15 protein-coding genes and 1 tRNA gene are annotated in these 18,058 nt (G+C 45.3%); 1 reads left to right on the top strand and 15 read right to left on the bottom strand.

The window, feature by feature from the left end; translation table 11 throughout:
• Positions 1–6 precede the first annotated feature (6 nt).
• The 8 genes from ACZ5NG_RS01310 to ACZ5NG_RS01275 form a co-directional block, all read right to left on the bottom strand.
• A complete protein-coding gene (locus ACZ5NG_RS01310) occupies positions 7–1,575 on the bottom strand; it encodes a TCP-1/cpn60 chaperonin family protein (protein ID WP_464252224.1) in 1,569 nt (522 codons plus the stop codon).
• A gap of 30 nt (positions 1,576–1,605) precedes the next feature.
• Positions 1,606–2,634 carry a heat-inducible transcriptional repressor HrcA gene (gene hrcA / locus ACZ5NG_RS01305; protein ID WP_464252223.1) on the bottom strand — a complete coding sequence of 343 codons (1,029 nt, stop codon included), beginning with the start codon at positions 2,632–2,634 and terminating at the stop codon, positions 1,606–1,608.
• A 110-nt stretch (positions 2,635–2,744) separates the two neighbouring features.
• Positions 2,745–3,884 (bottom strand): radical SAM family heme chaperone HemW, encoded by a 1,140-nt coding sequence (gene hemW, locus ACZ5NG_RS01300; RefSeq protein ID WP_464252222.1) that lies wholly within the window; start codon positions 3,882–3,884, stop codon positions 2,745–2,747.
• A gap of 116 nt (positions 3,885–4,000) precedes the next feature.
• Positions 4,001–5,812 (bottom strand): translation elongation factor 4, encoded by a 1,812-nt coding sequence (lepA, locus tag ACZ5NG_RS01295; protein WP_464252221.1) that lies wholly within the window; start codon positions 5,810–5,812, stop codon positions 4,001–4,003.
• Positions 5,813–5,973: 161 nt separating this feature from the next.
• Positions 5,974–7,362 carry an ISLre2 family transposase gene (locus tag ACZ5NG_RS01290; RefSeq protein WP_464251171.1) on the bottom strand — a complete coding sequence of 463 codons (1,389 nt, stop codon included), beginning with the start codon at positions 7,360–7,362 and terminating at the stop codon, positions 5,974–5,976.
• Positions 7,363–7,478: 116 nt separating this feature from the next.
• Complete coding sequence (locus ACZ5NG_RS01285; protein WP_464252220.1) at positions 7,479–7,847, bottom strand: hypothetical protein; 369 nt, start codon at positions 7,845–7,847, stop codon at positions 7,479–7,481.
• 77 nt (positions 7,848–7,924) lie between these two features.
• Complete coding sequence (spoIIP, locus tag ACZ5NG_RS01280) at positions 7,925–8,992, bottom strand: stage II sporulation protein P (protein WP_464252219.1); 1,068 nt, start codon at positions 8,990–8,992, stop codon at positions 7,925–7,927.
• Positions 8,993–9,110: 118 nt separating this feature from the next.
• Positions 9,111–9,485, bottom strand: a complete 375-nt coding sequence (locus tag ACZ5NG_RS01275) for a phage holin family protein (protein ID WP_464253089.1) — start codon at positions 9,483–9,485, stop codon at positions 9,111–9,113.
• A gap of 81 nt (positions 9,486–9,566) precedes the next feature.
• On the opposite strand from ACZ5NG_RS01275, the gene rpsT reads away from it, so the two are divergent.
• Positions 9,567–9,833, top strand: a complete 267-nt coding sequence (gene rpsT, locus ACZ5NG_RS01270) for a 30S ribosomal protein S20 (protein ID WP_464252218.1) — start codon at positions 9,567–9,569, stop codon at positions 9,831–9,833.
• A gap of 88 nt (positions 9,834–9,921) precedes the next feature.
• Here rpsT and holA read toward each other — a convergent pair whose 3' ends face one another.
• The 7 genes from holA to leuS form a co-directional block, all read right to left on the bottom strand.
• Positions 9,922–10,719 (bottom strand): DNA polymerase III subunit delta, encoded by a 798-nt coding sequence (holA, locus tag ACZ5NG_RS01265; protein ID WP_464252217.1) that lies wholly within the window; start codon positions 10,717–10,719, stop codon positions 9,922–9,924.
• Positions 10,689–10,770: transfer RNA gene (locus tag ACZ5NG_RS01260), tRNA-OTHER, on the bottom strand. Before ACZ5NG_RS01260 ends, holA begins: the two co-directional genes overlap by 31 nt.
• A 218-nt stretch (positions 10,771–10,988) precedes the next feature.
• Complete coding sequence (locus ACZ5NG_RS01255; RefSeq protein ID WP_464252216.1) at positions 10,989–13,364, bottom strand: DNA internalization-related competence protein ComEC/Rec2; 2,376 nt, start codon at positions 13,362–13,364, stop codon at positions 10,989–10,991.
• A 42-nt stretch (positions 13,365–13,406) separates the two neighbouring features.
• Positions 13,407–14,117, bottom strand: coding sequence for a lytic transglycosylase domain-containing protein (locus ACZ5NG_RS01250; protein WP_464252215.1), 711 nt, complete (start codon positions 14,115–14,117; stop codon positions 13,407–13,409).
• Positions 14,118–14,166: 49 nt separating this feature from the next.
• Positions 14,167–14,748, bottom strand: a complete 582-nt coding sequence (locus ACZ5NG_RS01245; protein ID WP_464252214.1) for a ComEA family DNA-binding protein — start codon at positions 14,746–14,748, stop codon at positions 14,167–14,169.
• Between the two features lie 96 nt (positions 14,749–14,844).
• Positions 14,845–15,381, bottom strand: coding sequence for a DUF2179 domain-containing protein (locus ACZ5NG_RS01240; RefSeq protein ID WP_464252213.1), 537 nt, complete (start codon positions 15,379–15,381; stop codon positions 14,845–14,847).
• Between the two features lie 91 nt (positions 15,382–15,472).
• On the bottom strand, positions 15,473–17,956 hold the full coding sequence (leuS, locus tag ACZ5NG_RS01235) for a leucine--tRNA ligase (protein ID WP_464252212.1): 2,484 nt from the start codon (positions 17,954–17,956) through the stop codon (positions 15,473–15,475).
• Between the last annotated feature and the right edge of the window lie 102 nt (positions 17,957–18,058).

Raw genomic sequence — 18,058 nt, 5'->3', positions numbered from 1 at the left:
CACCTCTTATATATCGCCTTCACCTTCCTGTGATGATGTTTTTTCATCACGCATTTTGATAATTGTATCTATCCTTAATATTGCTTCTGCTATTTCACCGGCTGCTTTCAACGCGTACAATTTTACCAATGTGGGATCTACCACGCCGAGCTGTTCCATATCTGCCACTTCACCGGTATCGCAATCCACTGCCAGTGAATATTTGTTGTTCTTTACCTGAGCAGCATTTACATCTCCAATTTTTTCCAGCGGATTAAAGCCGGCGTTGGCCACAATTTGGGAAATTGGACGCCTAAGGGCATTGGCCACACAGTCCAAGCCGTAAGCAGCCATCCCTCTGATTTCATCCCGCAGCTTTTCTATCTCCCGGGCCACTGCCAATTCCAGCGAACCGCCACCGGGGACTACCCCACCGCGCACGGCAGCTTGCACGGCAGCAGCGGCATCTTTAGCAATCCGTTCCCGCTCACCGACCACTTCTTCTGTTGCCGCCCCTACCAATACGGTAGCCATCGGCTTACCGCCGCCGCCGACAAGCCATAGCTGCTCTAATTTTTCTTCACTGACAACCTTTTCCGCATAACCTAAATATTTAGCTAAATCATCGGGAGCTTTCCGCAGCCCGGTGCGTTTTATCATGCGAGCGCCGCAGTGTTCTGCCGCCTTGCGCAGCTCTTTGTTTGCTACCCTCTGCACAACAATAATGCCGGCATCGGTTAGCAATTCTTCAGCAGCATCGTCAACACCGCGGTCTACCAGCACCAGTCCAACACCCAAATCGATAATCTTTTGTAGGTTACTACGAAAATCCTTTTGTAGCTCCAAATAACGGGCAAAACCGCTTTCCGTGCTTAAAGCTTCTTCTTCAATTTCTTCCGGCTCCAACGCGTCATCAATCACCAATACCTTAACTTTTTCCAATTCTTTAGGCATTTGTTTATTCATGCGCTCTTTATTGATGATGACGCCCATAAACACTTGATTTTCCGCGCCCTCTTGCGAAATAATAGTGTCAGAAAGTTTAAAACTTTTGTCTTGCAGTTTTTCCTGCCCAATTAACCTTGCAGCTTCAACTACTAAATCCGCAATATCTTCATGCTCCCGCCCGGCAACCAACGCTACCCGGCGAATCAGCGGATCATCCAAGCCGTTAACCGGCTTGGATGCCTCTTTAATCATTTGTTGGGCCCGCTTAAGTCCTATCTTCAGACCTTCTATCACTCTGGCCACCGGGACACCTTTAGCCACTTGCTCAACACCGGTAGCAACCAACGCTCCGGCCATGATAGTGGCGGTTGTTGTTCCGTCACCGATTTCCTCTTGTTGTGATTTGGCTATATTTACCACCATTTTTGCAGCAGGGTGATTAGCCTCCATCATGGTGAGAATGGTTACGCCGTCGTTAGTCACCACTACTTCACCAAAACGGTCTACCAGCATGGTATCCAGCCCTTTAGGGCCCAGTGTGCCTTCCACCGCGGAAGCAATTGCTCGCACTGCATTGGAATTGGTAATCAAAGCCGCCAGTCTTTCATCAACTTCTGAACCCTTACTGGCTTGTTGTTTTAAGCTCAATTATTCGCTCCTCCTCAAGCAATTTACCAACTACTTATATTTTTCCAGGGCATTACTCAGTCGTTCAGCCAAGTATTGCACAATGGTGATTACTTTGGCGTATTCCATGCGAGTAGGTCCCAGTATGCCAACAGTTCCCCGCACCTGATCATCTAATTGATAGGTAGCTGTCACCATCGTACAATCCTTCATTTCTTCACAATTGTTCTCTACACCGATGCGTACCGTTAAGCCGGATTCTTGATGATCAGTGAGAATTTCGTGCAGCAGTTTTTCTTGCTCTAACAGTGATAATAAAGTTTTTACCTTTTCAATATTGTGAAACTCAGGCTGATTAAGGATATTATATACCCCACCCAAGTATATTTTACTCTCTGCGCTGTCGTGCATCTGATGATGTAACAGCTCAAAGGCAGTATTCAATAAATCTTTGTAGCTGGACAGTTCTTGGTAAAGTTCCTTTAATATCGTCAACCTAATTTGCGGCACCGTTAGACCGGATAATTTAGCATTTAACACCGTTGCAATCTGCAGCAGATCATTTGCGGTAATATTTTCATCAACATCTATGAGATGATGTTGCACTGTACCGTTATTCATCACCACAATCAGCATTGCCTGGTCCGGCGACATTGAAACCAAATGAATATGCCTAATTGCTGAAGTACCCATTTGAGGAGCCATCACAATAGAGGTATAGTTGGTCAAACGAGATAACAGCTTTCCGGTTTTGGTAATGATCTTGCCGATTTCTCTGACCTTGTTTTCGTAACTGCGATTAATCAGCTCCAGTTCTTCTTTGTTTAGCTCAAGGGGCTCCATCAGATAATCTACATAATAACGGTAACCTAAGTGTGAAGGTACGCGTCCGGCCGAAGTATGCGGCTGTTCAATATAACCCAATTCTTCCAAGTCAGCCATTTCATTCCTAATGGTAGCCGGACTGACCCCTAGATTATATTTGCGCGAAATGGTTCGGGAGCCTACCGGTTCAGCAGTAGAAATATAATCTTTTATGATAGCCAACAATACTTTCTTCTTGCGCTCATCCATTTCCATGCCGGTGCCACCTCCTGTTAGCACTCTATGCAGTTGAGTGCTAAGTTACTACAATTAAACATAGCACTACAGTAGGGTTTTGTCAAGCAGATGAACTACCGCCTTTTAAGCTAAACAAATTCCATAAAAACAATGTTTGCCAGCGGCAAGCCTTTATCAGTTAATTTTAAGCGGCCATCGGTCAACTTAAGCAAACCCTGACTGCATAATTTGGTTATTTGCTCCGGCCAGATATCCAGCACATCTTGCTTAAACCGGCGGCGAAACTCGCTCAAATTCAACCCGTCCAGCAGTCTTAAGCCCATAAAGACCGTTTCTGACATCACTTCTTTTTTTGTCAACTTAAAGCGTTCCGTTACCGGCAACTCTTTTTTCGCCAAGCTGCCGGCATACTCAGCCAATGAACCGGTATTTGCCCACCTTTCCCCGTTAAAGTGGGAGTGGGCTGCCGGGCCTAAGCCAAGATAGTTGCCGTTATGCCAATAGATTAAGTTATGCCGGGATTGAAAACCGGGCCGGGCGAAGTTAGATATTTCATAGTGCGTATAACCATGCCGTGTCAAGTATTTAATTGCCTTTTGATACATGGCCAAATCCAGTTCATCGGGGCAGCCCTTTAGCACACCCCGTTCCACATCTTTGGCCAGGGGCGTGCCTTCTTCCAGCTGCAAACTGTAGCAGGACAGGTGTTCAGGCTGCATTTCCAACAACAAATTTAAAGAAACTGTCCATTCCGCCAACCTTTGGGTGGGAATGCCAAAAATCATATCTAAATTAATATTGTTAAAGCCAACGTGCCGGGCTTGTTCCACTGCCTGCACGGCTTGCTTAAAATTGTGCGCTCGCCCCAGTATGTTTAACAAACGCTGCTGGCAGGCCTGCACCCCAAAACTTATGCGGTTTACACCCATTTCTTTGAGTAGTTTTAACTTCTCCCGATCAACTGTACCGGGATTTGCTTCCACAGTTACTTCCGCATCTTTAGCGCGGCAAAAATATTTTTGTGTGAACATCAGTAACCTGTCTAACTGTGCCGTGGTTAATACGGTGGGGGTTCCTCCCCCAACATAGACGGTAGCAAACCGCTTATGTTCAGGCGACAGCACACCGGCATAGTGCTGCATCTCTAATTCCAGCGCCTTAAGATAGTCTGCCGCCATTTCTTCCCGATAGGGGTAGGAAACAAAATCACAGTATTTGCATTTGCGCACACAAAAAGGCACGTGAATATATAATCCCACAGGGTCCACTTAATAAATCCCCTTTAAGTTATTTTTTCCTTTCTAACTAATTTTAAAACAAAACAACAACTGTTACAGACAGACAAAAATGTGCACGCTGCCGCATGCACATTTAGCTGTTCTAATTATTTGTCCTTTCCTATGTTTAATACTGCCATAAATGCTTCTTGAGGAACTTCTACACTGCCCACCTGCTTCATGCGTTTTTTACCCGCTTTTTGTTTTTCCAACAGCTTGCGCTTACGGGTAACGTCACCGCCGTAGCATTTAGCCAGCACGTCTTTGCGCAATGCTTTTACGTTTTCCCGCGCAATAATCCGGTTGCCGATTGCCGCCTGGATAGGTATTTCAAATTGCTGCCGCGGTATGAGCCCGCGCAGTTTTTCCACCAGCGCCCGTCCCCGATGATAGGCCTTGTCTTTGTGCATAATGCAGGACAGGGCATCTACAGGTTCATTGTTCACCAAAATGTCTAATTTTACTAATTCCGTTTCTTGATACCCGGCCATTTCATAATCTAGCGACGCATAACCTCTGGTACGGGTTTTTAACTGATCAAAAAAGTCAAAGATAATTTCGGCTAAGGGAAGCTTATAAGTGAGCATTACCCGGTTAATACCCAGATATTCCATGTTATCGGGTATACCCCGCCGTTCCATACATAATTCCATCACTGAACCGACAAATTCTTTTGGCACCACGATTGTGGCCTTAACAAAGGGCTCTTCTACATGATCTATTTTTCCGGCATCCGGCATTTTTGAGGGGTTTTCTATCTCCTGCATTTCACCGTCAGTGGTGTAAACATGGTAAACAACGCTGGGGGCGGTGGTAATAATGCTTAACTTGTATTCCCGCTCTAAGCGTTCTTGGATGATCTCCATATGCAGCAGGCCTAAAAAACCGCAGCGAAAGCCAAATCCCAACGCGTCAGAAGTCTCCGGCTCATAAACAAGGGAGGCGTCATTTAAACTAAGTTTATCCAAAGCGTCCCGCAAGTTATTGTAGTCTACGGTATCTACCGGATACAAGCCGCAGTAAACCATCGGGGTGGCTTTGCGATAGCCGGGTAATGGCTTATCTGCCGGGTTGTTGAGATCGGTAATGGTGTCACCGACTTGGCAGTCCTTAACATTTTTTATGCTGGCTGCCAAATATCCTACCTCACCGGCTTTAAGCTGGTCTATGGGAGTAAGTTCGGGACGAAAAACACCTACTTCCGTAACTTCAAATTCCGCACCGGTAGCCATCATGCGAATTTGCATTCCTTTTTTGACGGTACCTTCTACTACCCTAAAATAAGCAATTACACCGCGGTAAGGGTCATAATGGGAGTCAAAGATCAATGCCTTAAGGGGCTTAGTACTGTCCCCGGAAGGGGGCGGTATCTTGTGGACAATTTGTTCTAAAATTTCATCTACGCCAAAGCCGGTTTTGGCAGATGCCAGCACGGCATCGGAAGCATCCAAGCCGATAACCTCTTCAATTTCTTGTTTCACCCTTTCCGGCTCAGCACTGGGCAAATCAATCTTATTAATTACCGGTATGATTTCCAAATCATGTTCCAATGCCAGGTAAACATTGGCCAAAGTCTGGGCCTCAATTCCCTGTGATGCATCGACAACCAAAAGGGCCCCTTCACAGGCAGCCAAACTGCGAGAAACTTCGTAATTAAAGTCTACGTGTCCCGGTGTATCAATAATATTAAAAATATACTCCTGGCCGTTCTTTGCTTTATAAACCAAGCGCACCGCCTTCAGTTTAATGGTAATCCCGCGTTCCTTTTCCAACTCCATGGCATCCAGCACTTGTTCTTCCATTTCCCGTTCGGTCAGCAAACCGGTAGACTCTAATATGCGATCAGCTAACGTGGATTTACCGTGGTCAATATGGGCTATAATACAAAAATTGCGTATATTGTCTTGACTAACTGACATCAAGACTTCCTCCTTCAGCTGGATCAAGCACAATTATTAAGGCTAACTTTTTAATTATAGCATTATCTCTATTTGCCTTCAATGCTGCAGAATTATTTGATAGCGTCAAGATACTATGGGTTTTTTAAAGAAAAAAGTATTCCTCTGTTTACCTTCCAGCCTTAAGCGTAACTTATTGACTTAAGTAACTGGGAAGTACCAGTTCTTTTACCAATATTCAAAATAGTTATGTTACCGATGGTTTCGTGCGATCCGGCAAGCTTTCGTTTTCTGATAATTTCTTGGTCTATTTTTACCTTCCTTGCTTCATTTATGGCTGTTTTCTTTCTTTTTATAAACAATTCATATACATTACCACCATTTGCTACAAAAACTCTTAATCTGGCCATCTGGTCTACACCTGTTTTACTCCAAGCCAAGGGCCTTGAACTTAACCTAGACGACAAAATATGGCTAACATGGCCTTCTGCACTGCAGCCAACATAATCCGCATCATATTGCCGCATTATACCTTCCCAGTTGCCCAGTATGTACCTTCTTGCTTCCTGCACCGCCCTTCTCTTTGTTTCCGGTTCGGTTGCACAAATGATTGCCTTAAATAACTCTTTTACGCTATCCTTGTCTCCCGCATTTATATAATCCCACATAATTGGTGTGGTGTAGCTCATATGTGCTGTAGCTTGTGTTACATACTTTGATAAGTGGTAACGGTCCAACACATAGATGCTTCCCTTTATCCAGCCTAGTCCATTCTTTATCCAAGGTGCCCCATCCCCTGATAGGTATATCTTTTCTATAGCATCCATGTCATAAGCCTTATCTATATAGTCTAAAACTTCTACCCATAATTCATCAGTGTTTGTATAAACACCACTAAAATATCTTGCATTCAATAGTTTCCAGCGATCTTTACCAATCCTTTTTCTGCCCTCATGCACATATACAAGCTTTGGCTCTATATAACCTCCGTTCTGAAGCGCCACATGATCTTCATCTGCTTCTATGTAGAGTACCTTTACAGTCTTTTTAGCTTGTTTAATCTCTACTAAATTATTTTCGACACGCCCAAGCTCACGTATACTGTTCATTACTGTCTGTGATGTTAGAGTTACTGCTTCAGAAACTTTTTCTCCGCTTTTGCTGTAAGGCATATATACTGCTTCTTCTATCAGTTTTGCCTTCAGCGAAGCGTCTAGCTTGTCATGGGCTGATATGCCCACTGCCTCATCCGACAAGTAGCTATATTCACCTGTATTTTTGTTCCTGTAATATGTTCTTTTATACCTGACTTCGCCAAATATTGTAGCAAGAGTCTTTTTAGCTGCTTTTTCTTTTACTGTCCAGCACCGTTTACGTTCTTTGCTGTTTTTATATACCTGATCTACTGTTTCCAAGGCTTCAGCAACTAAGGTTACTCCAACTTCATCCAACGTCTTCTTAATAGCGAGAATGAACTCGGATATATCTTTTCCTTCTCTTATTAGGTTTTCTAGCTCTTTTTCAAAACTACCAATGATTTTTTGTACTATTTCCTGTATAATTGATTCCATAAGAGTATCTCCTTTTCTGTGGTTGTTGTGTTTCTTGGCAAATTCATGATATCACAGAGGAGATACTCTTTTCTTTTATTTTGTGGTTTTTCCCAAAGTAATTTTACGCTAACGAATTATTTCTCCTTTAAATCACACAGCTTATTACTGACCCAACGGCATCCTTCATCAAGCCTCTTCTGCCCCCATTGTTGTGCTGCGGCTAAAATCATGCTACCTTTTTGAACAATCAATTGGGAAGTGTTACGATATACATCGCCTACCGGCTGCAGTAAGCCTTCTTCCAGTTGTTTGCGCTTAATTTCTTTTTCATAGCCCAATAAATTTATTTGCCATCCTTCAGGTTGATTGCTCTTTAATGAGAATGCTTTTACTGCTGCTTCCCGGCCGATATCTTGATTAAAATTTTGCAAAGACATATTCACGCCGGCAAAAATAATTATCAAAGCCGCAATAAAGGTAACCACATATCTGTTGAAAAGCATAAAAAGCACCTCCTTTATTAAGGATGTGCTTTTTGTAAACATAATATGCCTTTTTACCATTTTGTGGATATGAAATGTTAAGAAGTGCTGCTACTTTCTTTTATACAGGCGGCAATTACATCCCCCAGCAACTTGGCGGTGTACAGCGCTTCTTCAGTGCTGTTTGCTACCGCCCCCACTTCAATCAACAGCGCGCCGGTGTGATAGTGTTGATTGTACCGGCCTTCCTTTACCCGCACACCCAGCGAAAGGCCGGGATACATTTCATCCATTTTATCTGTCAGCATGCGGGCATTAGCCAAGTTTTTCTGCCAATTAGGAAAAGGCATGCGCGCATCTGAACCGACGACAATCAACACTTTGGCAGCCGTGCGCCCGTTAATTTCCACAATACAGTCTTTGCGCGGCCGTTCTGCATCCCGATGAACGTCAAAAATAAATTTTAATTCTTGATGTTCCTTTATTAATGTCTGAACGGTTTTTTCAGATTCTATATACGAAGTATTGTAATTTTGATCATGGATGGTATCTGAACGCACTACTTTAATGCCGTGTTTTTGTTCCAGCTGCTTTTGCAGTTCCGCCGCCACTTTAACTACCGCCCCCCTTTTGCCGTTCAACCGCTCTACACCGTCCGTTAAAGCATATGTTTCTCCGGTATGGGTATTATAAATCGCCACTAAGGGAGGTCCAGTTAACACGGTAGCGGTAGCCGGCGTTGAAGATTTCTCTGTTTTCTCCGGCGGTTTGGTATTTACTGGGGTTTCTGCCAACGGCGGAATTTCTTTAAGCAGCGGTATTTGCCCGGCTAAAATTTTTTTTGCCCAATTCCCTTTCCACGCCACTAAATTGTCCGCCGCCGCAAATAATGATTCCCCATCTACCGGTTTTTCATTTTCTAAAGTTGTCCAGCTCACAGCCGGCATAGCTTGATTAATTATTACTGCCGGATGGTTGACTAGGTTCAGCGTATAACGGAAAAGCTTGCCGGCAGCTTGATAAATTTTTCCGGCAATAAGCGGGCGATAGGGATGACAACACAGTGCAATCAGCAAAACCACCGCCAATATGCGGTATAAATAAGCACGCACCTTTTTCATAATTAATTGACGGCGATAATAGCGTACTGTTCGCGTATAATTCATCTTTCATCCCAGCCTTTTGCTTTGTCCTAAATTAATTAATATGCCGGGATGAAGCTTTTTTGCCTGAAAATTATAAACCCCTGCAAAATTAAAGCAGGGGCTTATAAATTCCTCAACGCTAACGTACCGCTGTCGGTACTACCGCATCAATCAGCCCGATAATCAGGGCGGAAATCAGTGCTCCGATAATACTGACACTTAACAAGTTGGGAATAATAAATTGAGCTAAGTAAATGACAACGGCAGCAGTAATAAAGCCGACTACACCGCGGCGCTGAGGTGATATGTTTTCACCCAGCAAACTTTCAGCAATATAACCCAATACCGCAATGACAACAGCAGCTATAAGTGCTCCGACAAATCCTCCGCGAACTACAAAACCGGGTGCCAGCCAACTTACTGCCATTAAAACTAAGGCCGAAACCACAAACCTAACAATCAAACCAAGCAACTTTGTCACCCCCCTTAAAAATCTATACTTATAATTGACCATATTCGGGAATGATATACCCAAAGTTCTTGCTTTTTTCTTTGCCACGTGGTAAAATTGAGCACGTTGGGGAGGTGAATGGGATTGCCTAACACTAAATCCGCGGCAAAACGAGTAAGAATTACTCGCAAACGTACGTTGCGTAACGCACATATCAAATCAACATTGCGTACTTATATCCGTCGGTTTGAAGAGGCTGTGGCTTCAGCTAACGTGGATGATGCCCGGTTAGCTTTGCGCAGAGCTTTGAGAGCTCTTGACAAGGCCGTAACCAAAGGCGTGATACATAAAAACAAAGCAGCCCGTAAAAAGTCTCGCTTAACCAAGCGTTTTAACCGCATGGCAGGTTAATGAGCGCTTTTATCTTTAAATAAAAGAAAGAAGAAAACACCCTAAGGGGTGTTTTTTTTGTTTACCTAAAAAATCCTGCAGTTAAAGCTTATCTTGCCTGTTGGCAGGCCAAACTTAGCAGCAATGCTTCTATGCCGGGATAAAACTCTTGGCGACCGGTTTTTATATCGGCATCCAGTTGAGCCAATTGGGTTAGCACATCAATTAACTGCCCTCGACTGAAGTTTTGGGATAATTTCAAAGCCTTTTTCACCGAAAAGGGTTTTTCATTGATCATACCGGCCATTTGAGTTGCAGTCAGCGGGCCCTTAGACAGCTCTTTTACCTGCAGCATCAGGCGAAATTGCCAGGCAAGCATGGTAATAATCAGCGGCGGTTTCTCATTATTGGCTAACAGTTCTCTAATGCCGTTTAAGGCTTGAGCATATTGACGGCTGCCCACGGCATCCATCAGGTCAAAAATGCGGTACTCTACAGAACGACACACCACGCTTTTTACATCTTCTTCAGAAATCTCCCGCCTGTTGCCAACATAGGCAATTAGCTTTTGCCATTCCGGAAGCAAGCCGGTTAAACCCATGGTGCTGGCGGAAATTAACAGCTCACGGGCAGACCGGTCAATCTTTTTGCCATGTTTGCGCACTTGTATATCTAACCATTTGCCCAGTTCAGCAGGCTTTAGCTTGCTAAACTCCACCGCCTGGCCGGCCTTTTCCACCGCTTTAAAAATCTTTTTACGGCGATCAACGGCACTGTTTACATTAAAAATTAAACAGGTTGTAGTCAGGGGGTCGGCAAGGTAATCGTACAGCTCATTCATATTACTTTCCGGTTGCTTGCCCTTGCCCCTGACATTGGAAAACCAGGGTGGGTTTTTAACCAGCACCAGCCGCCGTTCAGCCATAAAGGGCGGTGTGCCGGCCATCTGCACCACTTCAGCGGGCTCAACGGTTTCGCCGTCCAATATATCGATATTAAAATCCCCGCCTTGCGGAAACAGCGCTTTTTTAAATTCCTTGATCATCTGTTCCCGCAAATAAACTTCCTCGCCAAAAAATAAATATACCGGGGAAATAACTCCTCTTTTCAGGCTGTTTAACAATTTTTCATAATACTGCATGCGCATTGATCTCCTATAGCTTATTCTGCATTTTATTATCTTTTACTTTCTCTGCCGGTGTCAACCCAAACCGACCTTCCATCGGTGGTCACAATCACCGCCCCATGTAGATCGGTGCGATAAATATAAACATCCATCTGTTCTAAAAATTCTATCAGTGTATCTGCCGGGTGGCCAAAGGGATTATTTTTGCCCACTGAAATTACCGCCACCGACGGGTCTACCTCTTTTAGAAAATCGGCAGCAAAGTCGCCGCTGCCGTGATGAGGCACCTTTAACACCTCTGATTTTAAATTTACTTTCTTTTCCGCCAATGCCTGCTGCTGTTCTTTTTCGATGTCGCCGGTAAACAAAAAGCTGCACTTACGATAAGTAACCTTTAGCACCAGGGAACGGTTATTTAAATTATCCGGCAAGTCGGCGGGGGAAAGTATTTCTATCTCCAGTTGATCATCCAGTTTTAAAGTTTGACCGGCATAAGCCTCTTCCGTTCTCACACCCCGCCCTTTGAGTTCGGCCAGAATTTGTAAATAGCCTTCATCCAACGGTTCATTGTCGTTTAAGTGATTTACCTTTAGCGGACTGACTACCGCCAATTTAACCGGCAATCTTTGAATTATAGCCATCGCCCCGCCGGCATGATCTTCATGGGGATGACTTAGCAGCAGCACATCCAGTGTGTTCACCCCTAAACGCTGCAAGTAGGGAAGCACCACTTGGCTTCCGGCACCGCTGCCCTTTTGAAATTCACCGCTCCACCCGCCGGTATCAATGAGCATATTTTTTCCGCCCGGTGTTTGCAGTAAAGCGGCATCCCCTTGGCCCACGTCAATAAAGTGTACCGTTAATGTCGGCTGACGGTCAGCAAAAAGCCAAAATGAAATTAAAAGCAAAAAAGCGGCAGCGACAACCGGCAGCTTAGACTTGGCTGCTTTTAAAAATTCCTTGGAATAAATTATTCTCGGCAGTAAAGCCAAAAACAAATAATAACAAATAAGCAGCGGCCAGGGAGGGGTGGGCAGAAAAATGGCAGCGTGAGGTAAAGAGGCCATGGAATGTACCAACCACAGCAGCAAATCAACAAGGGCCCCGGTACTGACATTGATAATTGCCGCCAGGGGCAAAAAGAACACACCGGCAATCACCGCCATACCACTCAGTAACATCACTGCGGAAATCAGCGGGGTTGCCAAAATGTTGGTCAGTGTACCGACCAATGAAACCATATTATAGTGATAGCAGACCAGCGGGGCGGCCGTTAACTCCGCCACCAGCACAATTGCCGTCGTTAAGCGCAGCCCCCGCGGCCATGGCGGAAGCATTTTTTCCACCATCGGGGTAAGATGCAGCAAGGCTGCCGTGACCACAAAGGAAAGCTGGAAGCCCGGCTCCCACAGCGCCCATGGGTCATACAACAAAATCACCGCTGCCGCCAGGGCCATGGCAGTAGGCCAATCCCGTTCCCTGCCCAGCCGTCTGGCCCACAGGGCGATCACCCCCATAACAGTGGCCCTGATTATCGGCGGCCCCATGCCGGTCATCACGGCATAAAAAAACAATACCAAAGTACCTAACGGGGCTTCCCAAGGCAGGGGCAGGCGCAAAAGCCTCGCTAAAGCTAAAAAACCGGCCAAAACCAAGCCCACATGAAAACCGGATACCGATAAAACATGAACTAAGCTGGTAATTTGAAAATCTGTATTTACCTGCTGGGAAATCATCCCCCTAGTGCCGAATAACATGCCCTTTACCAGTGCCGCTTGTTCTTCGGCAAGGGTGCTGTCAATAACTGCCTGCAGCCGTTCTTTGGCAGCAAAGGCGAGTTGTTTCCACCCGGGCCGGTGGCCAATACCGATTTTTTGAATATCCTGCTCCTGCCAAACCTGCATCACCACCCGGATACCGCGACGCTCTAAATACCGGCGATAGTCAAACTGACCGGGGTTGCCGGGGGAATCAACCGTGGATATTTTGCCCTTGACCTGAATTAGGTCGCCATAGGTATATGTATTCTCGGTATGGTAAAGGGTTAAGCGTACCAACCCGTAAGCCTCTGAGCTTTTCTCTTTGACTTGAATTTGCCGTGCCTCTAAAAGATAAAAGACCTTATCCTGCCTGACGTCCGGTTCGGCAACCAGCTCCCCGCAAAGGATTACCGTTTCTCCCTCATACTGCGTGAGCATCGTGCCGCTATTTGCATTATGTAAACCGATTGCCGCCAGTCCTATGACCAATAAAGTCAAAGCCATTACCCGCTGGGTATAATATTTATCAGTTAGATAACACCATGCCGATAATAACAGCAGCACGGCCGCTAAAGAAATCGGCAGCTCAACCGGCAAAGGCAGAAATGAACCTAAATACACGCCGGCAATGAACAGCAAGCAGAATTCCAACAGCGGTCTGGACACTGGCCTGCCCCTCCAAAAAATAAAACCCGAGGGTTTCTCGGGTTATGCTAAATATTCTTTGCGTGTTGCCAAAACCCTTTTCACATAGTTTTGAGTTTCAGCGTAAGGCGGTATGCCCTTGTATTTATCTACCGCACCCGGGCCGGCATTATAAGCGGCCAGGGCCAGCGCCTCATTGCCTTGATAACGGTTTAACATATTTTTTAAATATTTAATGCCGCCCCTTAAGTTTTGTACCGGATCAAAGGGATTGACAACTCCTAAGCTGGCCGCCGTTTTAGGCATTAATTGCATTAAGCCGACTGCCCCGGCTCGGGAAACGGCATGGGGGTTAAAGTTAGATTCGCATTTAACTACCGCTTTAACCAATGCCGGATCTACACCGGCTTCAGCGGCCAACCTGTTAATTAAGGCATCATAATTGCCGCCCAGCTGCCCTTTAAATTTGTTATAAGCAGCAACAGCCTGATTGACACTGACAGCAGGTTGGCTATTCACTCTGTAAGTTCTGCCCGGTGTTCCTCCGGCCATCACTGCCGCCATCAGCGCAAACTGAGAAAGATCGCTGTTTAATTCCTTGTTGCCGTCATTGGTTCCATTAGCTTCTTGAGATGCAGATGCCGATGCCAATACCTGCGCAAACATAATCGGAAAAACGTCGATGACGCCATCGTTACGATCGCGCCGATAATCAGTCAGGCTAATTTGTTGAGCATGGATAGACAACAAATCGGCAAGCAACGAAAGATCCATGCCTTCACCACCTTAATTAAACCTTGTAAATTAAGCATATGCAAAAAAACTAATATATTGATATCTTATCCTTAATATCTGCAAATTTTTTATCGCCAATACCGGGTACATTCTTGATCTCCTCTATCGATTTAAAACCGCCGTTCGCTTCCCGGTATTCAATAATGCGCTCGGCCAAGGCCGGGCCGATACCGGGGAGTTGATCTAATTCATCTATCCCGGCTGTATTAATATTAATTTTTCCTTCATAAAAAACTTGCATATTCTCAGCCGATTGGGGCAGCAAATTGGGCTGATCGGTTTTCACCGGTACGATAATTTGCTCCCCGTCAGTGAGGGGAGCGGCCAGGTTTATTCTGTTTAAGTCCGCATCGGCTTTAGGCACCGCCAGTTCGACGGCGTCAATGATCCGGGCATCTCCCTCCAGATGATAAACGCCGGGCTTATCTACCGCCCCGGTGACGTGTACTGTTAATTTTTTAGATTCGGCTGGTTCATTCTCCGGCTGAACAAGCAGCGGCTGTTCGCTGTCGGCAAGTTTATATTCAGCGTAGCGGTAGCCGCACCAAAAAACAAGGACGGCCAACAAAATCAATATAATCAACTGTTCGCGGCGACTAATTTGAAACATCAGTGATTAGCCCCTTCCGGAACATGATAAATTGATATTCGAGGCCGACCGGTTTTTTCCTTTAAAATATTCCTTTCATTGCCAAAAATAAGGGCATTATTTTCCTGTCCGCATTCTGCCGGGAAACACCCCGCCGCGAATGCTGCGGGCATCGCTGATATTGTAAAAGATATTTTTATCTATCTCATCGAGAAGTTTGACAACCTTTTTCAGATCGCGGCGCTTTAAAATGAGATACAGAACGGTTCGCGGGCCGTTTCTGCCGGAACCGACTACACTGGTTACCCCGAAACCTTCGGCGCGCAGCCGGTTAATTACTTCGTCAACTTCATCCCGCGGGGGAAAAACCTGCATAGATAAGTAACCCACTGCCAATAAATTCTCAATAATTGCGCCCACATAGTTTCCGGTGGCAAAGCCGCCGGCATAGGCAATTACCTTATAGGGATCGGATAACCCGTTAGATATCACTTCATTTAACGCGACAATAAAAATTGTTACTTCTATAAAGCCGATTACCGCCGCCGTAAATTTTTTGTCTCTGGTAAGCATCAAAATTCTGAGTACATCCAACGACATATCCAGCACTCTGGCGACAAATATAAACAGATAACCAAAAATTACACTTTCCAAAGCCAATCCTCCTAAATACTAAATAAAAAAGCCCTTTCCCACCCTCGATATTATATCCATTAAAGGTGGGAAAGGAAACGGTCACTATATATTATTTTTTTAACACTATATTTACCAGTTTGCCGGGCACAGAAATCACTTTGACAAGCTCTTTGCCGCTAATTAACTCCTGCACCTTAGGCAATCCCAGCACATATTCTTTCATTTCATCTGCTGTAATGTTTGCTGCTACCGTTACCCGCTCACGCACCTTGCCGTTTATTTGTACAACAATAACAATCTCATCTTCAACCAATGCCGCCTCATCATATCGAGGCCAAGCTTGTTGATGAATACTGCCGGATTTACCCATTCCCTGCCATAACTCTTCCGTGATATGCGGGGCAAAGGGCGCCAGCAGCAGTACCAGGGTTTCCAGTGCTTCTTTAAGAACCCCCTTATTGTACTCAGCAGCGGGAACTTTATCTTTATAGGTGTAAATGGCATTTGTCAATTCCATGATGGCACTGATAGCGGTATTGAAGTTAAAGCGCTCCTCAATATCTTCGGTGACCTTCTTAATGGATTGGTGAGTGATGCGGCGCAGTTCCTTATGCACACCCACCAGTTTAGTATTTGCATGCCCATCAGCATCTTTAACTTCATCCAGCAAACTATTGTACAGCCGCCATACCCGATTTAGAAAACGATGGCAGCCTTCCACCGCGCGGTCGCTCCATTCCAAATCCCGTTCCGGAGGAGCGGCAAACAAAATAAACAGGCGCGCAGTATCTGCTCCGTATTTAGCCACAATATCCTCCGGACTGACCACATTGCCTTTAGATTTGGACATTTTGGCCCCGTCTTTCAGCACCATGCCTTGAGTAAGGAGGTTTTCAAAGGGTTCTTTTTTATCCGTTAAACCCAGGTCGTAAAAAAACTTGGTAAAGAAGCGTGAATACAGCAGGTGTAAAATGGCATGCTCAACACCGCCGATGTACTGATCCACCGACATCCAGTTATTAGCTTTTTGCTTATCCCATGGCCCGGCAGTTTCTTTAGGACTGGTATAGCGCAAGAAATACCAACTGGAATCAACAAAGGTATCCATGGTATCGGTTTCCCGCTTGGCATTGCCGCCGCATTTGGGGCAAGTGGTATTAATAAATTCCGGGCAGTCAAGTAAAGGGTTCTTACCCGTAGACTTAAATTCTATATCCGTGGGCAGCAACACCGGCAGTTGTTCTTCCGGAACGGGAACAACACCGCATTCCGGGCAATAAATAATGGGAATTGGGGTACCCCAGTAACGCTGCCGGGAAATCAACCAGTCTCTCAGTCGATAGGTCACGGTAGCTTTGCCCTGACCTCTTTCTTCTAACAGTTTTGTAATCTCAACCATTGCCCGGCGGTTGGGCATACCGTTAAATTGTCCGGAATTAATCAGCACACCGTCTCCGGTATAAGCTTCTTTTAATTCTTCCTCATTGCCGCTAGCGCCTTCCGGCTGAATAACCCGTTTAATCGGCAGCTTATACTTGGTAGCAAATTCAAAGTCTCTTTGGTCATGGGCGGGAACCCCCATTACCGCACCGGTACCGTACTCCAGCAAAACATAGTTGCCAACAAGAATCGGCACATGCTCACCGTTGATCGGGTTGACGCAGTAGGCTCCGGTAAACACACCTTCTTTTTCTGACATTACCGTCCGATCACGCACAGTCATATTGCGCACCCGGCGCACGAACTCAGTTACTTCCCTTTCGCTTTCCGTTCCGGCAATCAGCCTCTCCACCAACGGATGCTCCGGCGCCAGCACCATATAGGTAACACCGAAAATAGTATCCGGACGGGTGGTAAATACGGTGATCTCTTCCTCCATACCTGATACTTTAAAAGTCAATTCTGCCCCTTCACTGCGCCCAATCCAGTTTTTCTGCATCGTCTTAACTTTTTCCGGCCAACCGGGGAGCAGTTTTAAGTCGTCCAGTAATTTTTCGGCATAATCTGTAATTTTAAAGAACCATTGTTCCAGTTCCTTTTGCTGCACCGGCGTACTGCATCGTTCACATGCACCCTCAACCACCTGCTCGTTAGCCAGTACCGTGCCGCAGGATGAGCACCAGTTAACGGACGCTGTCTTTTTATAGCATTTGCCTTGTTTATACAATTGTAAGAAAATCCATTGGTTCCAACGATAATATTCCGGATAACAGGTGGCAACTTCCCGTTCCCAGTCATAACTAAGCCCCAGTTGTTTTAACTGCGCTTTCATAGCGTTAATGTTGTCAATTGTCCACTTTGCAGGATGGGTGTTGTTTTTTATGGCCGCATTTTCCGCCGGTAAGCCAAATGCATCCCACCCCATGGGATGCAGCACATTATATCCTTGCATTGTTTTAAAGCGGGCAATGACATCGCCAATGGAATAGTTGCGCACATGTCCCATATGCAGTTTCCCCGACGGATAGGGGAACATTTCTAAACAATAAAATTTCGGGCGTTCGGAATAATCTTCTACCCGGTAAATTTTATCCTGTTCCCACTTTTGCTGCCACTTGGGTTCGATATCCTTAAAATCATACCGTTCTTGCACTGTTTCTCCTCCTAGATAAAGTAAGGTTTCCAAGTAATCAAATATCTATAATTAGCAAAAGGAATTCGCCAACTGCAAATTCCTTCTGCTTAATTCGTGGTT

Source organism: Desulfovectis peckii, assembly GCF_055391705.1.
Note: the sequence above shows the minus strand (reverse complement) of the source record. Positions and strands in the feature narration are given on the sequence as shown.